The organism is Pedobacter superstes (genome assembly GCF_037622515.1).
Lineage (GTDB): Bacteria > Bacteroidota > Bacteroidia > Sphingobacteriales > Sphingobacteriaceae > Paradesertivirga > Paradesertivirga superstes.
Genome location: NZ_JBBJCN010000001.1, coordinates 866,352 through 883,404, shown reverse-complemented (window position 1 = coordinate 883,404; position 17,053 = coordinate 866,352). Strand labels below are relative to the sequence as shown.

The 17,053-nt window shown below is 37.0% G+C and carries 19 protein-coding genes; all 19 read right to left on the bottom strand.

All coding sequences use genetic code 11. The features are described 5' to 3' along the window. Nucleotides 1–11: 11 nt before the first annotated feature. The 19 genes from WG906_RS03825 to WG906_RS03735 all read right to left on the bottom strand — a co-directional run bounded on the left by WG906_RS03825 (nucleotide 12) and on the right by WG906_RS03735 (nucleotide 16,858). Nucleotides 12–881, bottom strand: a complete 870-nt coding sequence (locus WG906_RS03825) for a hypothetical protein (protein WP_339991197.1) — start codon at nucleotides 879–881, stop codon at nucleotides 12–14. A 45-nt stretch (nucleotides 882–926) separates the two neighbouring features. After that, nucleotides 927–1,343, bottom strand: a complete 417-nt coding sequence (locus tag WG906_RS03820; protein ID WP_339991196.1) for a group III truncated hemoglobin — start codon at nucleotides 1,341–1,343, stop codon at nucleotides 927–929. A 30-nt stretch (nucleotides 1,344–1,373) separates the two neighbouring features. Continuing rightward, nucleotides 1,374–1,796: a retropepsin-like aspartic protease gene (locus WG906_RS03815; RefSeq protein WP_339991195.1), complete on the bottom strand. Its 423-nt coding sequence runs from the start codon at nucleotides 1,794–1,796 to the stop codon at nucleotides 1,374–1,376. A gap of 122 nt (nucleotides 1,797–1,918) precedes the next feature. Then, nucleotides 1,919–2,857: a malate dehydrogenase gene (gene mdh / locus WG906_RS03810; protein ID WP_339991194.1), complete on the bottom strand. Its 939-nt coding sequence runs from the start codon at nucleotides 2,855–2,857 to the stop codon at nucleotides 1,919–1,921. Nucleotides 2,858–3,179: 322 nt separating this feature from the next. Further along, nucleotides 3,180–3,458, bottom strand: coding sequence for a putative signal transducing protein (locus WG906_RS03805; protein WP_339991193.1), 279 nt, complete (start codon nucleotides 3,456–3,458; stop codon nucleotides 3,180–3,182). A 67-nt stretch (nucleotides 3,459–3,525) separates the two neighbouring features. Continuing rightward, nucleotides 3,526–3,963 carry an SRPBCC family protein gene (locus WG906_RS03800; protein WP_339991192.1) on the bottom strand — a complete coding sequence of 146 codons (438 nt, stop codon included), beginning with the start codon at nucleotides 3,961–3,963 and terminating at the stop codon, nucleotides 3,526–3,528. A gap of 191 nt (nucleotides 3,964–4,154) precedes the next feature. Further along, nucleotides 4,155–5,219, bottom strand: a complete 1,065-nt coding sequence (locus WG906_RS03795) for a hypothetical protein (RefSeq protein ID WP_339991191.1) — start codon at nucleotides 5,217–5,219, stop codon at nucleotides 4,155–4,157. Nucleotides 5,220–5,230: 11 nt separating this feature from the next. Then, nucleotides 5,231–6,679: an MBOAT family O-acyltransferase gene (locus tag WG906_RS03790; RefSeq protein WP_339991190.1), complete on the bottom strand. Its 1,449-nt coding sequence runs from the start codon at nucleotides 6,677–6,679 to the stop codon at nucleotides 5,231–5,233. A gap of 79 nt (nucleotides 6,680–6,758) precedes the next feature. Continuing rightward, entirely contained in the window at nucleotides 6,759–7,013 is a 255-nt protein-coding gene (locus WG906_RS03785; RefSeq protein ID WP_339991189.1) for an acyl carrier protein, read from the bottom strand. After that, nucleotides 6,992–8,743: an HAD-IIIC family phosphatase gene (locus WG906_RS03780; RefSeq protein ID WP_339991188.1), complete on the bottom strand. Its 1,752-nt coding sequence runs from the start codon at nucleotides 8,741–8,743 to the stop codon at nucleotides 6,992–6,994. The genes WG906_RS03785 and WG906_RS03780 overlap by 22 nt, the downstream gene beginning before the upstream one ends. Before the next feature lie 736 nt (nucleotides 8,744–9,479). Continuing rightward, nucleotides 9,480–9,776, bottom strand: coding sequence for a hypothetical protein (locus WG906_RS03775; protein WP_339991187.1), 297 nt, complete (start codon nucleotides 9,774–9,776; stop codon nucleotides 9,480–9,482). A 24-nt stretch (nucleotides 9,777–9,800) separates the two neighbouring features. After that, nucleotides 9,801–10,343, bottom strand: a complete 543-nt coding sequence (locus WG906_RS03770; RefSeq protein WP_339991186.1) for an ester cyclase — start codon at nucleotides 10,341–10,343, stop codon at nucleotides 9,801–9,803. 263 nt (nucleotides 10,344–10,606) lie between these two features. Beyond that, complete coding sequence (locus tag WG906_RS03765; protein WP_339991185.1) at nucleotides 10,607–11,059, bottom strand: SRPBCC family protein; 453 nt, start codon at nucleotides 11,057–11,059, stop codon at nucleotides 10,607–10,609. 114 nt (nucleotides 11,060–11,173) lie between these two features. Further along, nucleotides 11,174–11,671, bottom strand: a complete 498-nt coding sequence (locus WG906_RS03760) for a YdeI/OmpD-associated family protein (protein ID WP_339991184.1) — start codon at nucleotides 11,669–11,671, stop codon at nucleotides 11,174–11,176. A 17-nt stretch (nucleotides 11,672–11,688) separates the two neighbouring features. Continuing rightward, nucleotides 11,689–12,972, bottom strand: a complete 1,284-nt coding sequence (gene nhaD, locus WG906_RS03755) for a sodium:proton antiporter NhaD (RefSeq protein WP_339991183.1) — start codon at nucleotides 12,970–12,972, stop codon at nucleotides 11,689–11,691. Between the two features lie 119 nt (nucleotides 12,973–13,091). Then, nucleotides 13,092–13,883, bottom strand: coding sequence for a CHAD domain-containing protein (locus tag WG906_RS03750; protein ID WP_339991182.1), 792 nt, complete (start codon nucleotides 13,881–13,883; stop codon nucleotides 13,092–13,094). A gap of 229 nt (nucleotides 13,884–14,112) precedes the next feature. Beyond that, entirely contained in the window at nucleotides 14,113–15,702 is a 1,590-nt protein-coding gene (abc-f, locus tag WG906_RS03745) for a ribosomal protection-like ABC-F family protein (protein WP_339991181.1), read from the bottom strand. 212 nt (nucleotides 15,703–15,914) lie between these two features. Continuing rightward, on the bottom strand, nucleotides 15,915–16,352 hold the full coding sequence (locus WG906_RS03740) for a VOC family protein (RefSeq protein ID WP_339991180.1): 438 nt from the start codon (nucleotides 16,350–16,352) through the stop codon (nucleotides 15,915–15,917). Between the two features lie 80 nt (nucleotides 16,353–16,432). Beyond that, the gene (locus tag WG906_RS03735; protein WP_339991179.1) at nucleotides 16,433–16,858 is read right to left on the bottom strand and encodes a DUF1801 domain-containing protein; all 426 of its coding nucleotides are present in this window, start codon (nucleotides 16,856–16,858) and stop codon (nucleotides 16,433–16,435) included. Between the last annotated feature and the right edge of the window lie 195 nt (nucleotides 16,859–17,053).

Here is a 17,053-nt window from a genome sequence, read left to right as displayed (position 1 = left end):
TTCTGATTGGATTATGGCTTATATTTTAAATATATAGCAGCAGTTTTTTGTTTGTCTGACTCAATTACAAGCTGATGCGTGATATTTCCATCTATAATAATAAGACGTGACGTATTCGGCGGTATTCTTCCCAGATTTTCCGCAAAGAGAATTATTTCATTAAGTTCTAAACCAGGATCCATGTTAATAAGCAAACGAATCTGTTTTTTCGAAATAGGTTTATTGCTTGCGATAGCCTGCCGGTTAAAGTATATCGAAACAATATCGTTATCAACCTTCATGTAATCATTCAGGCGTAGCTCTATTTGTTTGCTGTGTACTTCAAGTTCTTTGACCTTTTTTATTTCGGTACTTAAAAATGTTGGTGTAAAGTCAGGACGGGGTTTGATGTTCTCTTTTAAAAATGGTTGTTGAAATCCGTCTTTTGCAATAAACTCTTCAAGATCAGGCTTGCTTTTGCTCAGGATTATTTCTCCGGGCAAACAGGGAGACCGGTCTTCCTTACTATTGCCGTTCCACACTCCTTTTAAAAATTCACTGTTCCCTTGCTTGTAGTATTTTAAATTAAGATTTTTAATACACGCAATCCAGCTAAGGGGCATAAATTCTTCTCTGATATCATATAAAGATTCTAATAATCGGATGGTATCTCCGTCAATATAACCTTTGAGTCCAATTTTTACGTGCAGAACATTTGGGATGAAGGCATAAGATTCGCCGGTAATATTTTTCTTTTGAGATAAATCCAGTTCCAGATCATAGAGCTCACTATACCCCCCGGCCTTTTGAGTTATTTTTCCATACCATTTCCCTGCTACGTTTTGTGCTATGCACTGAATTTGTATAAGAAGGAAAATGAAAAGGATAGGTAATGCCTTCATTTTAATTGATCCCAATTAGCTGGCTCTCAATTAAAAGTACGAAAATTAAAGATTTGTTTTGTTGTTTTTTATTGGTATGACTTGTTGTGAATCGGGCCGCATTTTATAAAGCATTAAATCGGCAATTGATTGAGCTTTTTCTTTGGCGAGTTGTGCAAACTCACCTTCAAACTGTTCATTTATTGTGTCGTTAAAAAGGCTTTTCCATCTCTCAAAATGCTCCTGAAGCAAGGGGTGGATCTTATTTAACTTGAAGTGAACCTCCATTGGATTTCCTTTAAATCCTTTCTGACCGAATAATATCGTTTCCCAGAAATCATACATTTTGGGTAAATGCTGCTGCCAGTTAACTTTTGCGATATCGGTAAATATGTAACCTATTTTTTCATCTTTCTGAACCTTGTCATAAAATGAATTAACAAGCAGCTCAATATCTTTTCTCGTCGTTATATCCTTCTTCATTTTTTAATATTTTAAGGATAAGTAATTTGTTTATAACTCAAAGGATATCTGTTTCGAAAGATAACTGATCGTCGCCTTATACTTCATTAAAATATCCCCTCCAATGACCCCAATTATCGGTCCAACTTCAAGGCTCTCATAAGCCGTGTTAATCATAGAAAGATCTAAGACCGCGGTTTCAAAGTCGGAAATTGTCAGATCGCCTATCAGTAGTCTGGGGATCGTCAGGATGTGGCTTTCTATGGAATTGGTTCCAAGTCCGGTGGATAGTTTATCGCTTGCCTGGAGCGTTTCCTGTTCTATATATTGTTCAACGGTAGATTTGTCGAGTACTGTTCTTGAAGCACCTGTGTCGACAACCGCTTTAAAGGGCTTATCAAAAACGAAAACTTCCACCAAAAGGTGGAAGCCATCGTCGTGAAGATTAAGAATTTCTAAATCTGCTTTATGCATATTATTTTGGGCTAAAAAACCCTCACCCGCCCGGGTGATAGCTTTCGCAAACTCTCCCTGAAGAAGGGAGGGGAGTTTGGGTGCGTTTATTCGCCCGAAGGTTCTTAATTGAGCTGAATGCCTTAAACTAAATTAGATTCAGCAAGTACATTATTCATTGCACGAACAGCATCAGCGCTTTTATTAAAGCTGGCCTGCTCTTCATCACTTAATTTAAAATCAATGATCTTTTCCCAACCATTTTTTCCTAAAATAACCGGCACAACAAGAGAAATGTCTTTTTGTCCGTATTCTCCGTCCAGGGCAACACCACAAGAGATTAATTTTTTTTCATCGCGCAAAATGCTTTCGACCATTGCAGCGGTACCGGCGCCGGGTGCATACCATGCAGAAGTTCCAATAAGTTTAGTTAAGGTAGCGCCGCCAACCATAGTTGAAGAAACTACTTTATCTTGTTGCTCTTTGCTTAATAACTGAGTTACCGGAATACTGTTCCATGTTGCATGCTGAATCAAAGGAATCATGGTTGTATCGCCGTGACCACCAATAACAACGGCATTAAGATCAGCAGGAGAGCAGTTTAATTCCTGGCTCAGGTAATATTTGAAACGTGCAGAATCAAGAGCGCCGCCCATACCAATAATTCTTTCTTTAGGCAAACCTGAAGTTTTGAATGTAAGATAATTCATAGTATCCATCGGATTAGATACAACGATTATAATAGTATTAGGAGAGTATTTTAAGATGTTTTCTGTAACACTTTTAACGATGCCGGCATTGGTTCCGATTAATTCTTCCCGGGTCATTCCTGGCTTGCGCGGTAAACCGGAAGTTATTACAACAACATCAGAGTCTGCAGTTCTTGAATAATCATTCGTAACGCCAACAATTTTAGTGTCGAAGCCTAACAATGCAGCGGTTTGCATCATGTCGATTGATTTTCCTTCTGCAAATCCTTCTTTTATGTCAAGAAGAACAACTTCTTCAGCAAGTTCTTTTCTTGCAATATTATCAGCACAGGTAGCACCTACTGCTCCTGCTCCAACTACGGTAACTCTCATTAGCTTTTTTTATTTTTAATTTGAAATCAAACAATGCGCCCAAGTTAAAAAAATGATAGGCTTGAATGAAATTCTTTTTAGGATATTTTGCGATGTTTCAGCTATTAGCTAAGTCTTTTTTTACAGATTGCTGTATAAAGACCTTTTTTGATCGAAAAACTCTTAAAAAGTAGCTTTACTGGAGCTGAAATATTAGATATAAAAGCGAGGAAGGGTAATTATTATAGAAGAGATAGAAAAATAAGGGGGTTTTTCTTGGAAATCAGCTTTAGCTTAGCCGGAATAATATTGCATAAGGTGATGAGTTTGCTGCTTATTTCGTTCATGTTATGTCAGAAATATCATCGCTTTCATTTTCATCTGGTGCTCCATTAAATTCATTAATAAGTTTTATGGCTAAATCGTAATCATTGTTCGATACAATTACTTTTACCGGGTTAAAACCTCCGGCTTCCACTCTCCATGGCGCAATACTCCCCATGTGTTCATTCTCCAGAAAGGCTTGAATGCTGTTCCCCTCTAATACTTGTTGTATGGTAGAAGCCTGCCAAAATTCTCCAGCGAAGACCTGAACAGCTTTAATGTTATTTTGCTCTGACATATTTAAAGGTATGGAAATATTCTTGTCCGCCTATATCCTGCTCAATTGTATTAAACGATGGAGATGGCTATGTCATTTGTTTTTTTTTCAAAAAGTCAGGCAAATTTGTTCCAATAATTTCGGTCCAACCGGCTATGAAATTCTCCTTTGCCAAATCTGGGTTACTTGAGGGGAAGCTCTCCAGGTCTTTATGGGTTAGTTTTACGAGTGTTTTATTTCCCTGAGGTGAGAGATCCCAGGTTACAAAAGAATCACCTTCATAACCCTCATACCGCCAGCTATGACTTAACTTTTTGGTAGGAATAACCTCTGTTATTTTGCATAGATGTACATACTTCTTCTTTTCATCACCAGCTTCAAACTGAAATTCTAAACCTTTTTCGGGTATAAAACCAGGAATGTCGAAATACCATTGTTTCATCAAATCTTTATCAGTTATTGAATTCCAAACTGTTTCAATCTCAGCATCAATAGTACGTTCAATTACAACCGGTTCATCTTTCATGATTATTGGCTTTGTCAAAAAGGTAAGAAAAAAATGACAGTGTTGATTGTTGTTTAATGAAGGATGAAAGATAATAATTCCTTTCGGCTGACAAAAGGCTTAGAGATCCTGGGTTTTTCACATAGAGAATGATTTTCATGGCGTTAAGACCCCGGGTAAACTCGAACTACATCATGTAAACCAAATACTTGTTATAGGGTTATTTCCTTTTTTAGAATTATGGTTCTTGCTTTATCGGTACAATGAAGACCATCTAGAAAGTATGAACTGTCAAAATTGTAATCGCGGGGATTATAGGAACCAAATACCTTTATTTTGCGTTTTTTTGCATAATCCCTGAAATAAGCTTCAGCCCCCAACACGTTTTGATAAACAGTATTTTTACGAAAAAAATCATATACTATAGGGTGGAAGGGAGACATAAAAAACTCTACTTCAATTCCTTTACTTTGAAGATGTTCTACGAATTTTGTGAATATACCCCTGTAATGTTCTGAAAGATTGGTGAAATTACCGCAGGCTTTAACTGGTTTTTCTTTAATTACACTTTTGGCTTTATCGTCAACCTCCATTAATGAGACTTCTCTATAAGGTCTGTCATAGAAAATGGAGCCGTCCTTAAGTTTTGTAAATCCCTCGTTCTCTATCTTCGTTGTTGGTTCATAGGTTTTATCAACACCTTTGATAATATAGGATACAGATGTCTGAAAATACGAAAATGATAAGAGTTCTGATAGCCTTTCATATTGATAGAACCTGGAAAGGCTGGCGTTAAAAGGATGGCTCTTAATTAATTGGGCTGAGAATTTATTGTATTCAGTGGCCAGAGATTTCCATTTTTGCTGATCATGGTTGTCGTTTATTAGCCAGGGGTCCAGACCCATAATGACTTTTTTAATTTTACATCCCTTCTTCTCATACAGATAATAGATTGCCATCATATCTTCTAAGGATGCAGCGCTTACACCATTATTAATGAAGCCGGGGTTTTTGGTGTCTGTGGCTTTAACCTGCATTACCCTGCTTGAACCAAGAATTATTTCAGTAGGGCAGGTGTTCATTTTTTCTATAAAAAATTTCTGCAAAAGGCGCTCATTGTAGTTACGGACATTGGTAACATTATACCCCTGAACTAAATAATCTGCTATACCTGCTTCGTATTTTGCATTAAAAAGATTAGCCGGGTCTTTAATGAAATTAACTGATAGCATTATCAGTGGAATCGGAAGGAAATATAAAAGGCGTTTAAAAAACATGTTCATCGAGATTAAAATTTAAAATAAATAAATTGATTTTCGTTATCAGTGCTAAAAAGTATAATAGCAAAAATTAAAATATAGTAAATGCTTAGTCTGATAGCCGGCCGATTAGCCAGGTCAATTTGAAGACCATATTCTTTTTCTCGTTGAAGCCATTCAACCAGCATCATCAGAAAAATAAATAGCGTAGTGGTAAATAAAACCAGTCTTCCAGAAGGTATCAGCGGAATGGAAAAAAGAGATTCAGAAAAAAGAATCTTGTAAAAATTAAAGGCCTGCGATATATTATCCGCCCTAAAAACTATATAGGTCAGCATTACTAAAGTAAACGTTAATAAAACGTTTGTTAATTCAGAAAATGAAGGCAGGAAGGAGTTTTTTGCTATTTTTTTCTTCTTGTTAAATGTCCCCCGTAAAATAAGTGGAATAAAATAGCAGCCATGTAAAAAACCAAATAGTACAAAGGTCCAGTTTGCCCCATGCCAAATACCTACAACGACAAAATTAATAATTATGGCGGCTATAAGCCCTAACTTCCCATAATCCCTGAAATAGATATTTAATGGAGTGAAAACATATTCGGTTAACCATGAAGTTAAAGACATATGCCATTTGCGCCAGAATTCGGCAATGTTTTGTGCAAAAAACGGATAATCAAAATTCTTGGTAACCCTAAACCCAATTAGTCGTGCTATACCTATAGCCATATCAGAATATCCCGAAAAGTCGGTGTAAATCTGTATTGTGTAAAAGAAAGCGCCTACCAATAAAGTGCTGCCCGGCATGTTTTGGTAATCGTCGAATATGGGATTTACAATTAGAGCGCATTTATCCGCAATGACCATCTTTTTAAATACCCCCCACAAAATTTGTCTCAATCCCTCCCTGGTCTCTATATAGTCAAAAGGTCTTTTCTTTTCTAACTGGGGAATAAAGGATTTTGCATTATCAATGGGCCCTGATAATAAAGTGGGGAAAAAGGATACGTAAGCGAAAAATACAATCCAGTCTGTAGTGGGTTTTATTTTGCCTTTATTAATATCTAATAAGTAACTAATGGTTTTAAACGTGAAATAGCTTATCCCTAAAGGAATGAGAATATTTAAAGTATGAACATTTAAATGAATATTAAACGACTGAAAAGCTTCTTTAAAGGAATCTATAAAGAAGTTAAAATATTTAAAATACGCCAGGGATCCCAGGCCTTGCAGCAATCCAATATAAAGTAGTAATCGTTTGTATCTGGTGTTTTTTGAGATGTAAATTCCCAGGTAAAAGTTTAAAGCAGAGGCGAAAATTAAGAAAGAAAGGAATCGCCAGTCGGACCAGGCATAGAATATATAACTTGCAGCTAAAACAAGAATATTCTGAAGCTTTAAGTTTTTGTTAAATACAAGCCAATAAAGCAGAAAGAATAAAATAAAAAAAACTAAAAATATTTCGGAGTTTAAAAGCATAACTTATCATCTAAAAATACATCCTACGAGTCCTGATCTTGTTTAAATTGCCGTGATTTTTAAGCATCGGCGATGTAGATCAGACTTTAATCTCATTTTCTTTTATCTCAATGCAATCCAACATCTCACCTACATTGTTCCAGCTTTGAATTTCTTTCGAAGTAAACCGGATATTAAAGTGTTTTTCTATAGCTACAACCAGCTGAATGTGGGTTAAAGAATCCCAGTCATCCACATCGTTGGCAGTAGTATCCTCACCAATTACGACCTCATCGTTCTCCAGTGTTTCGGTGAAAATATCATTCACCTGTTTTAGTATTTCATTTCTTCGCATAATTGATTTTGTTTAATTGTGATATGATTTTTTTTCTGTTCGTAGTTAGCCACATTCAATTCCCAATGGCCATTGTTTTCTGTGAATCCCAGATTTGAATAATGATCTTTTACCATCTCATTTTTGGCGGTGGGGATGTATTCGCCTTTAATGCGTGAATACCCATTCTCTTTAGCAACAGATACAATTGTATTGAGTACAAAATTTTCCATCCCCCTTTTTAATACTCTGCAGCTCATTAACCAGGTATTTAAAAAAAGATCGTTATTGTTTTCTTTTTCCAGAATGATTACGCTGATCAGCCCGTTGTCGCCGAATTTGTCTTTAAGGCTAAAGGCCAGGGTGTAGTGGTTTGGCGAAGAAACGAGTTTTTCAATATCCGGCTCTATGTAACGTACTGTTCGGAGATTGAATTGATTAGAACGTTGTGATAACTGCGCTACTCTTGGTGTATTAAATTTATTAAATGGTTCAACCAGCGAAACCATATTCAGGCTCTGAAGGAAATCGTCTTCATTAGTGAATTTTTGCTGAAGAATAGCCCGTTGAGCCTCTACCTGATAAAGCTTGGTTCGTTCTGTGTCTTCATTTGAAAATGAGGTTGTTTCAAAAAGATTCAGGGAATATAAATATTCCAGGTATTCTGCAGGGTCCTCTGGTAGTTCGGGGATGCAAATTTCAGAAATATTCTCACGTACCAGGTTTCTTTCGAAGGGATTATCATCTAAGAATACCATCGAATCAAAGCCTATATTTAAAATGCTTTGTATTTGGCGGATGTTATCCGCTTTGTTTTCCCAGTTGGCTACAAACACAGCAATGTCTTCTAAATGCAGAACCATATCCGGATGCTTTTCAAAAGGTTCTTTGGCAACAGATTCGGTGTTTTTACTACACACCGCCAGAATTATTCCCCTGTTTTTTAACTTTTTTAACCAGTATTGAAATTCGGAAAATGCTTTTCCAATTCCCAGGCTACCAATCTGAATATTCTCCATTCCATCATCTCCGATGATTCCCCCCCAAATGGTGTTGTCCAGATCAAGTACGACGCATTTTTTAATTTTGCCATTTAAAGCACCAATTAAATCCACAGTTTTTGCCGCTATGCTGGGTAATACTTCGATGCTCAGCACCATCTCGGTGTTTATATAAACTGAGGTATGAAAGAAGGTTGATTTCCCGATTTGATTTTGAACAGAGGAAGTATCGCACAAATATAGATTGGGGTCTTTCGCAGCTTCCAGCATAAGCTCATAATTGAGCTTGCGTAACTGAAACAAAAAAGAAGATTCTATTTTATTGGCATAACTTCCAAAGACAGAATCATCGATTTCCGAATAGTTATAATATATTATTTTAGCATTGAGATTGCTTGTTAATGTATAGTTAATGCTTTTTATAAGTTGCAATTCATTGGCTGCTAATAGATGATGTTCGTTTGTGCTTAGCTTATTATACTTGGCCAGTAATTTATGTGAAGATTGAAATATAATTACTATTTCGGGCCCGAATTCATATAGTTCCGAAGCGGGATCATATACCTGCCGCTCTATCTGATTAAAGTCTGCTTCCCAAATTCGCAAATCCAGGCCACTATCAAAGCCCATCCCTCTCAAAGCCTGAGTTAGGAATTGTGTTGACGTATCGCCCAAAACGGCTACTTTAATTGTTTTGAAACTGGAAAAATCCTTTTTTAAATTTTTCTTTAATTGGGAGAAGTCTTTCATAACAAGAGCTTATTAGATTGTATTATATACGGTCAATTAGTTGATGCAGAATATTTTATTGCATAATATTCAGTTGTTTTTTGGTAGCTTTTCCACGGCTTGTCAACTCAATTGATCGCTTGCTGGTACTAATTTAATTCATTTGTTGAACAAAGAAGCAGGCATAATTCAAACTGTATAAGGGGTACAGGAAAGTGTATATAAAATGTGAATTGAGTGTGAATAATTTAGCAGATCAGGCTTGGATTGCTGGAATTGAAATGGATGTTGCCGCCAGGTAAATCAGGGTTGAAGGGATATAAAATTGAATTCGGGAATACTCGATCAGCGGTTTTTATGGCTATCCAGATCGGGCAGACAAAATGGACTTTCAGAATATCCCTTATGGTATCGATTCTGGTATTTATGAGATAAAAAAGAGAATTTTTAAAAGGCCATTTTTTTTCATTTCCTCAAGCAGTATCCGGGGAATTGGACGACAATTACAATTCTTTTGATGTTCTAAGTGCCATTTAACCCGTTCTTTAAATGTAGGATTCTTAGGAATCTTGTTTTTTAAATGCCATTCTTTATTGATTTTCATCGAAATGGGTAATGTTACCTACAATGTCTATAGGGAAATACTGCTTCAGTCTCCAATAGATTTTGTGCGAATCAAGGGCATTTTGAATTATCGATTTGGCCCCAGCAGGTAAGCACAGAATATAAAGAATTTTCAGAAGTATTCCCCTTAAAATTACCTTACCTGTTTTAAAATTTCCCTGTGTGACCGGTAAACATGTTGTTTAAACTGTTCATACCATTTTTTCCAATCTTCTCCCCCCATACTGGAAGTTAAAGACTGTTCGTAGTCTGCAAGAGTATTAAAACCCTCTTCAAAAATCAACCTGTAGGAATCGCCGGTAAAATCACTTAATACGCGGACTGATTCTGTCTTAGGCATGGTGTTTGACTGCAGAGCCTGGTCTAGCAAACTTTTGGCATCTTTAAAATGTCCAAACTTCAAGTGGAAAATATCGCGAACTATATACATGGCATTACTGGTTAAGAGTGAATATCATTTTTCTTTTTTCATTTCGGTACCTGGCATAGCAGGAGCTACCGGAGGTGGAGGAGGAGGCATCATTCCAAGCTGTTGCATCATTTTCATATTATCATAAACTCCCCAATGCTCTACAGCTTTACCATTTTTAAACCGGATAATATCCACACCTTCTGTATTGATTTTTTTATTTGTGGCAGGCATTCCCATAAAAGATCCGGAATTAGTGCCAGTAGAGGTGAAATAGGCTATAACTGTATCGCCGGCAACGGCCATGACATGTATTTTGGTTTTTATATCGGGGAAAGCGGCTTTCTGCATTTTTAACATTTCCTTCACAGCTTGTAATCCTGTTGATTTTATTTCGGGAGGCATTTCCGAATGTGACACAGCATCTGCCGCGATTAAATTGTCGAGCGCATTGGCATCTCCATCATCAAAGGCTTTCATAATCTTAGCGGTCACTTCTTTATTTTTTACCTGAGTTTTGGATTGTTGTGCATATCCCGCGGAAACTGATATAGTTAGCAGGATTAGCATAGGGATTCTTGTTTTCATGAGATGGTTTTTTTAGATGATTAAATCCAAGCTTTGTAACTTAAATTTAAAAACAATACCTCAGATTAGGTGAAGAATCTATAGATTGTAAAGCTGTGAAGATATTTCCCGGACTTTACCTGCATTATTGCTCAAAAGGTGTGGTCTTAGGGAAAGATAAAGGGTATTTCTAAATTCTCAGCTGATTACTTCCTGGCAAAACAGAGTTGTTTGTTCTGATGAACGAACCGATCCCGCTTTTTAAAATAAGATCAGAAAATGCGTCAGGTATTTGCTTTGTCAGTAGCAGGGGATTTTAAATGTCCCGATAACCTTTTCCCGATTTTTAACCAACCCATGTTCATAATGATAAAAGCGAGATAATTCTTTATGCCATTAAATCCGGTATGTTCCAGCAAAAGTTCAGTACCCCCGGATGCAGGGCTTAATGTCCAGATAACTACAGAGTCCAGGGTAGGTTTGTCTGTTGATATGCCCCCTTTCCAGGAATAGCTTAAGCGCCTGAGATAATCAAATTCCAGAACTTCACAATATACAGTTCCATCGAAACCCAATTTTATTTTAGGTCTTGTTTTTAACTGAAATTTGTGTCCTTTAAGGGGCGTGAAATCATTTTCCATGAGCCATTGGGCGATTAGTTCTGTTTTAGTAAGATACTCCCAGACTATTTCCGGTGGTTGAGGGAAGTAAAACTGATGTCGAATATCTCTTTGCATAAAGCCAAACCTTTAGGTTATGACAATGTATGGTTCAGTTTTAAAAAATGCAAATTGTATTAATAGAGAGATAGAGTTTTTCTATTTGCGTGACGATCGCGAGACCACTTTACATTAAGGCTTATCCCGTCCGATAAATCTTTCCTGTCCTAATAAAAAACCAATTGCTTTAGTAACGTTCCTTTCTACACTTTCTTCTGTTTTCAGAAAGGACAGGTACCTTATAATTTCGTGTTGGAGTGATGGCCTGAGATTGTCAAATATTTTCCTGGCCTCTTCATTTTCTTGCAAGGCCTTTAAAAGTTTTGAGTGCATGGGTATTTCTCTTTTAACTTTATCAAAAGCTATTTCAAAGTCTGCATTATCTCCCACATCTTTTTTGGCAGCCTTTCTCATCGGGGTATTTAAGTACAGTCTCCAATGCCCACTATATTTAATAAGGGTTTGAGGAAATTCGTGACCCTCAATTTTTATTTTTACGGGTATTTTGCCCTTGCTTTCTCCTGCTTCAAGGAAAATGAAATTCAGAACATTTTCGGGCAGATAAACAAATGGATTGATTCCTATGATTTCAATCAGAGCGGAGAATTTAATGGTTTTGGTATTGCCCATTTCCATAAAAGCTTTGTCTAAATCCCCAGTAAATAATGTTGTAAAATGTAGCAGAAGGCTCCGGAAAAGTATCCGAGCGATGCAAGAAGGCTCATCTTTTTGAGGTACCAGAAAAAGCTGATTTTCTCCATGCCCATTGCCGCTACACCTGCTGCCGAACCTATAATCAGAATGCTGCCTCCAGTGCCTGCGCAATATGCCAGAAACTCCCAAAAATAATGGTCTGTAGGATATTGGTTTAAATCGTACATGCCTTGAGCTGCAGCCACTAAAGGGACATTATCTATAACCGATGAAAGTAAGCCTATGGAAATAACAATTATGTTGTCGTTATGAAATGTTGCTGTCATCCATTCTGCAAGTTGAGCCAACAAGCCGATTGATTCAAGGGCAGTAATGCTCATAAGGATTCCCAGGAAAAATAAAATAGTAGGTGTATCAATCATGCGAAGGGCATACACCACAGATAAAGTATGTTTGTCTGCGTCGTTTTTCTTTTCGTGAATAATTTCCGTAATGATCCAAAGTATTCCAAGTCCGATTAATATCCCCATAAACGGAGGCAGATGGGTGACTGATTTAAACACCGGAACAAATACCAGGCTTAACACTCCTGCAAAGAAAACTAAAGACTGATGTCTGTTGGAGATCAGCGGCTTCTTTGTGTCTGCTTCAGCCAGGGGGCGTTCAATCCTTCCTTTTAATTTGAAAGAAAGAAAGATCAAAGGGACAACAGTGCACATTAAACTCGGAATAAAGAGTTTAGTCATAATTTTGAATGTTGTTATTTGTCCGCCAATCCAAAGCATGGTTGTGGTAACATCGCCAATAGGTGTCCATGCACCTCCGGCATTTGCAGCCAGCACTATCATGCCGGCAAAAAGCATACGGTCCTTATCGTTTTGCACAAGTTTTCGCAAAAGCGAAATCATTACAATGGTGGTAGTAAGATTATCTAAGATGGATGATAGGAAAAAAGTAATTATGGAGATAATCCACAGCAGTTTCCGGATATCGGTCTGATTTATTTGTTTGGTGATAATGTTAAATCCATCATGCGCATCAATAAGGGTCACAATAGTCATTGCCCCAAGCAGAAAAAACAGAATACTCGAAAGTTCTCCAAGGTGATGACTAAGCTCCTGATTCACAATGTTTTTATCATCCGAAAAAAGGATGTAAAGGGTCCAGCAAAGAACTCCTGTAACCAGGGCAGTGGCGGCTTTGTTTATTTTGATTGAATGCTCAAATGCTATTGCAATATATCCTAAAACAAAAATCAGAATTGCCAGTGCAGCCATATGGTTTTATTAGTTTTCTTTATTGTCTTAAAGCCCGAATAGTGTAGAGCGACGTTAAACGAATGTAAGAGAAAGCAAGAAATAACCTTCTATACATTTCAAAGGTTGAAAAGATTTATCTACAAGGATCCTGTTTGCTGATCTGATAGTGCTTTAGTGATTTTTTCAAACAACCGGTCGCTTATAGATCTTAGTTTTATTTTTAGCTTCTCGAGCTGAACAATCTCTTTGGGATATACGAACCCTGCATCGATAGATTTTATCAAGTGCTGAATTATTGCCTGAAAATCATGCCATTCCCCCAGAAGTTCGGGCAAATCATCGTTCATAGAAAGAGGTTTGTTGAACGTTTCCATAGACAAACTTTTCATGGTGTAATTAAGATTCTTCAATTGTTTGCGAAGTTCGTGAACCTGGTTTGTTTGCTGGGTGCTCTGACTAATGAGTTTTTGTATTGCCCTATTCTTTTGCTCTAAATATTTGTGAGCCTTTTTAATAGTTACCGCAGGAAGGCTGGAAATAATTTTGGGGAAGTTTTTCTTTAATCGGTCTGTATTCTTTTTATTTAAGAGTAAAAAATAGGTTTCCTCTTCCTTTAATCTCATTCTTTTTAAGCCCGTAATGTAATTTTTCAACGAGCTCCCCGGATGATATTTCTTAATCATTTCTTCCTGGAGCTGAAGTTCTCTTACCTTGCCTGCCTGTCGGAAAAGGAGTTTAAAGGGTTTAGCAGTTTTCTTTCGTTTAAAATCAGGAGCGCAAAATTTTATCAAATCAATAAATGCATTTAGCTTTTTAATTTCAATACGCAGTTGATGAAATGTGTCGGACGTATAGGTGTGTATAGGTTTATTTATAAGAGCGGTTATTGAATCTTTCCGGTTTTCCAAATATTTGGTAAGTGCTTTCATAGCTAACAATGGTTTTCAATTTGCCCAATTGAAATCATATCATAAAGGATAAAGCAATTTATTAAACCTGTCTATAAAGAATCCGGCAAAATTCTCCCATTTCGGTAAATCATATTCAGATGTATTTTCCATGATAATGTAGTTCATGGTCATTCAGTTCTTTGGAATCAAGTTGAATAATTAAAAATACTAAAATTAGTGATATTTAAGCCGGATTAAGCTATTGCATTTATTTCAATTCTATAGTCTGCTTCACATTTATTTGTTCCAAAAAGTATTCATCATGAGAAATGACAAGTAATGTTCCCTGGTAATCGTTAGTTGCTGCTGTTAATATTTCTATGTTCTGGATGTCCAGATTGTTAGTTGGTTCATCGAATATAATGATGTCAGGTGCCTGATTGATTATCGTCAGGCAACAAAGCATTAACCGCATTTTTTCACCTCCGCTTAAAGCTTTACAGGGCTTGTCCCAATAGTCTATTGAAAATAAAAATCTCGACAGGCGAATTTTGATTTCATGCTCCAGGAAGGCTGTTGAATTGAATTTTTGCGCTTGTTCGTAAACCGATAAATTATTATCGATTAATGAATAATCCTGATCTATGTAAACAGAATTAGTGACGGCTTTGTGAATAGAGCCATACTGGGGTTTTATTTCGCCCAGGATTATTTTTATCAGAGTGGTTTTACCCGAACCGTTATGCCCTTTGATCGCTATTCTTTCACCACTTGCAATCAGAAAATTTAAAGGCTGTTCCCAAAGCTGTTTCTGTTCGTAGCTGAAGTTTAGGTTTTGTGCTGTAACTAAAATCTTCCCCCGGTGTAAAGCTGAATTGTCAAAGCAAAATTTCATTCTATCCATTTCAGGTGTTTCCTTTCTCAACTGACTCAGTTCCTGAGATATATTGCCCGTTTTTTCGGAGTGAACATCTTTGAGACGGGCGGTGCTCTTTTCCGCATTGTTCTTAAATGTTTTCATTGATATCGTAGGGAGGCCTGCCTTTTCCTGTTTTTTCTTACCACGGGCGTCCAGTTTTTGTTGTTTTTCCGAGGCATCGCGTTCCACCTCTTTGGCCTTCCTCAATGCTTTTTCTTTGCTTTTTATACCCTGAATTAAGGCATTACTTTCGATCATTTTTTGCTCAGTATAAAAACTGTAGTTGCCGCCATAAACGTTAATTCCCCGTTTACTTAATTCGTAAACCGGGTCGAGCATGTTCAGCAATTTTCTATCATGACTTACCACCACCAATGAGCTTGATGTAGTTTGTATGAAATCGTATAATATGCCTCTGCTCTGAGTATCTAGATGATTGCTTGGCTCGTCCATCAAAATTATTTCGGGTTGATGAATGGAAATCCCTGCCAGAAAAATTTTTGTTTTTTGTCCGCCACTCAAGGTTTCCATTTTCTGTGTTAAATCCAGACCACTAAGTTCCCAGTGAGCCAATGCTTCCTTGCATCGTTCTTCAATGGTCCAGTCATCATCAAGCAATAGGAGATTGGTCTCATTTGCCTTGCCATCAAGTATTTCTGTTAAGGCATTTAATTGGTCCTCAACCCTTAATGCGCGCCCTATTGAATAATCATTAAACTGACCGAAAAGCTGGGGAATGTAATAGGGCCTGGTAGCAGTATTAACGGTGCCGCCAGAAGGTTGTAAAATACCCGCAATAATTTTAAGGAGAGTAGATTTTCCTGCTCCATTATTGCCGATTAGAGCTGTTTTGTTCTGTTTATGAATGTTGAGATTTATGTTGTCGAACAAAAAATCTTTGTTAGGATGTATGTAGCTAATATTTTGAAGAATAAGCATGCTTTCTTTCTTTAAAGAGTAAATAATGCAGAGGACCTTTAGAGGTGCTCCATTTATTTTTTGAAAGAAAGTATATCCTACATGAATTCGTCTTTATTATTTGGCCTGCAAATTTAAGGTTTTTTTTATTTGGGCTCCCAGGGTTATCATTTAAAAGTTTCCCGGACGCGTTTATCCGTCCAGGGGCTTAAGCTCTCTGTTGCATAGCGTTTTTATTGTTGTTGTTTGTTAAAACCTATCATCCAGTTGATTCCGAATTTATCTTCAAGCATTCCAAAATAGTCGCCCCAAAACGTGTCGGCTAAAGGCATTCCTACATTTCCCCCTTCCGAAAGCCCGCTAAAAAGTCTGTCTGCGTTTTCTTTATTATCAGTATTTATGGAGATGGAGAAATTATTGCCACGAATATAGGATGGAGCCCATTCTCCGCCTGTATCGCTACCCATCAACATTGTTTCTTTGCTGACAGGTAAACTGATGTGCATAATTTTGTTGCCCATTTCTTCTGACATTGGCAGCATGCCTTCCTGTGGTGGCATATCTTTGAACCTCCCTACATAAGAAAATTCCCCGCCCAATACGGATTTGTAAAAATTAAATGCTTCTTCGCAGTTGCCCTCAAAATTCAGATAAACGTTTACTGTTGTCATGGCGATATTTGAATTAGTTCTTTTATAAGAGTGATTTTATAGTTTTGGTTTTACAAATGACGAACACATTTACTTTCATTTTAAATTTTCCCATACTCTGTCTTTAAATAAGAGATTGTTTCTTCTATCAATTTTTCCAGAGTGTGCGGGTCAATGTCTGAAAGTTTATTGACATAAATACAGGCTTTCCCTATTTTGAACTTGCCTAAGTCTTTTAATAAATGTTCGTGTTGTTTTAGCCCTGTATAGACATAGAGTGAAATTGCAGCTTTGCGCGGTGAAAAGCCCACAAGTGGGGCATCGCCTTCGTGGCCGCTTTGGTATCTGTAATGGTAGCTTCCAAATCCTATGATGCTTGGTCCCCACATTTTGGGCTCGTGTGCGGTAATGTTCTGCATCAGTTTCAATAATTCAAAACTGTCTTTTCGTTTCTGTTCGGTATTAGCAAAAGTGTTGATGAAATCATATACGTCTTCGTTAGTTTCAGCGGTCTTGTTTTTAGCCATTGTTTTATTGGTATCTTAAACTAATTTACACACAAAGTTTAGGGTTTATGATGCAGCGTGTTTATATATTATTAGACTGCAAGAATTGCTTCATGAAGGTAAATTTATGGTTTAGTTTTTAGCGAAAGATTATTCTAAAAATATTGTAAAATAGAAATGGATCGGCAATTCAGTCCGAATTTATAATATTTACAG

Coding starts and splice junctions, on each gene's coding strand:
- WG906_RS03820 (WP_339991196.1), bottom strand. CDS start 1,343: ATGAAGAAGGATATAACGACGAGAAAAGATATTGAGCTGCTTGTTAAT.
- WG906_RS03780 (WP_339991188.1), bottom strand. CDS start 8,743: ATGAAAGACTTCTCCCAATTAAAGAAAAATTTAAAAAAGGATTTTTCC.
- WG906_RS03800 (WP_339991192.1), bottom strand. CDS start 3,963: ATGAAAGATGAACCGGTTGTAATTGAACGTACTATTGATGCTGAGATT.
- WG906_RS03785 (WP_339991189.1), bottom strand. CDS start 7,013: ATGCGAAGAAATGAAATACTAAAACAGGTGAATGATATTTTCACCGAA.
- WG906_RS03735 (WP_339991179.1), bottom strand. CDS start 16,858: ATGGCTAAAAACAAGACCGCTGAAACTAACGAAGACGTATATGATTTC.
- WG906_RS03740 (WP_339991180.1), bottom strand. CDS start 16,352: ATGACAACAGTAAACGTTTATCTGAATTTTGAGGGCAACTGCGAAGAA.
- WG906_RS03815 (WP_339991195.1), bottom strand. CDS start 1,796: ATGCATAAAGCAGATTTAGAAATTCTTAATCTTCACGACGATGGCTTC.
- WG906_RS03795 (WP_339991191.1), bottom strand. CDS start 5,219: ATGTTTTTTAAACGCCTTTTATATTTCCTTCCGATTCCACTGATAATG.
- WG906_RS03825 (WP_339991197.1), bottom strand. CDS start 881: ATGAAGGCATTACCTATCCTTTTCATTTTCCTTCTTATACAAATTCAG.
- WG906_RS03765 (WP_339991185.1), bottom strand. CDS start 11,059: ATGCAAAGAGATATTCGACATCAGTTTTACTTCCCTCAACCACCGGAA.
- abc-f (WP_339991181.1), bottom strand. CDS start 15,702: ATGCTTATTCTTCAAAATATTAGCTACATACATCCTAACAAAGATTTT.
- nhaD (WP_339991183.1), bottom strand. CDS start 12,972: ATGGCTGCACTGGCAATTCTGATTTTTGTTTTAGGATATATTGCAATA.
- WG906_RS03790 (WP_339991190.1), bottom strand. CDS start 6,679: ATGCTTTTAAACTCCGAAATATTTTTAGTTTTTTTTATTTTATTCTTT.
- WG906_RS03805 (WP_339991193.1), bottom strand. CDS start 3,458: ATGTCAGAGCAAAATAACATTAAAGCTGTTCAGGTCTTCGCTGGAGAA.
- WG906_RS03770 (WP_339991186.1), bottom strand. CDS start 10,343: ATGAAAACAAGAATCCCTATGCTAATCCTGCTAACTATATCAGTTTCC.
- WG906_RS03775 (WP_339991187.1), bottom strand. CDS start 9,776: ATGTATATAGTTCGCGATATTTTCCACTTGAAGTTTGGACATTTTAAA.
- mdh (WP_339991194.1), bottom strand. CDS start 2,857: ATGAGAGTTACCGTAGTTGGAGCAGGAGCAGTAGGTGCTACCTGTGCT.
- WG906_RS03760 (WP_339991184.1), bottom strand. CDS start 11,671: ATGGGCAATACCAAAACCATTAAATTCTCCGCTCTGATTGAAATCATA.
- WG906_RS03750 (WP_339991182.1), bottom strand. CDS start 13,883: ATGAAAGCACTTACCAAATATTTGGAAAACCGGAAAGATTCAATAACC.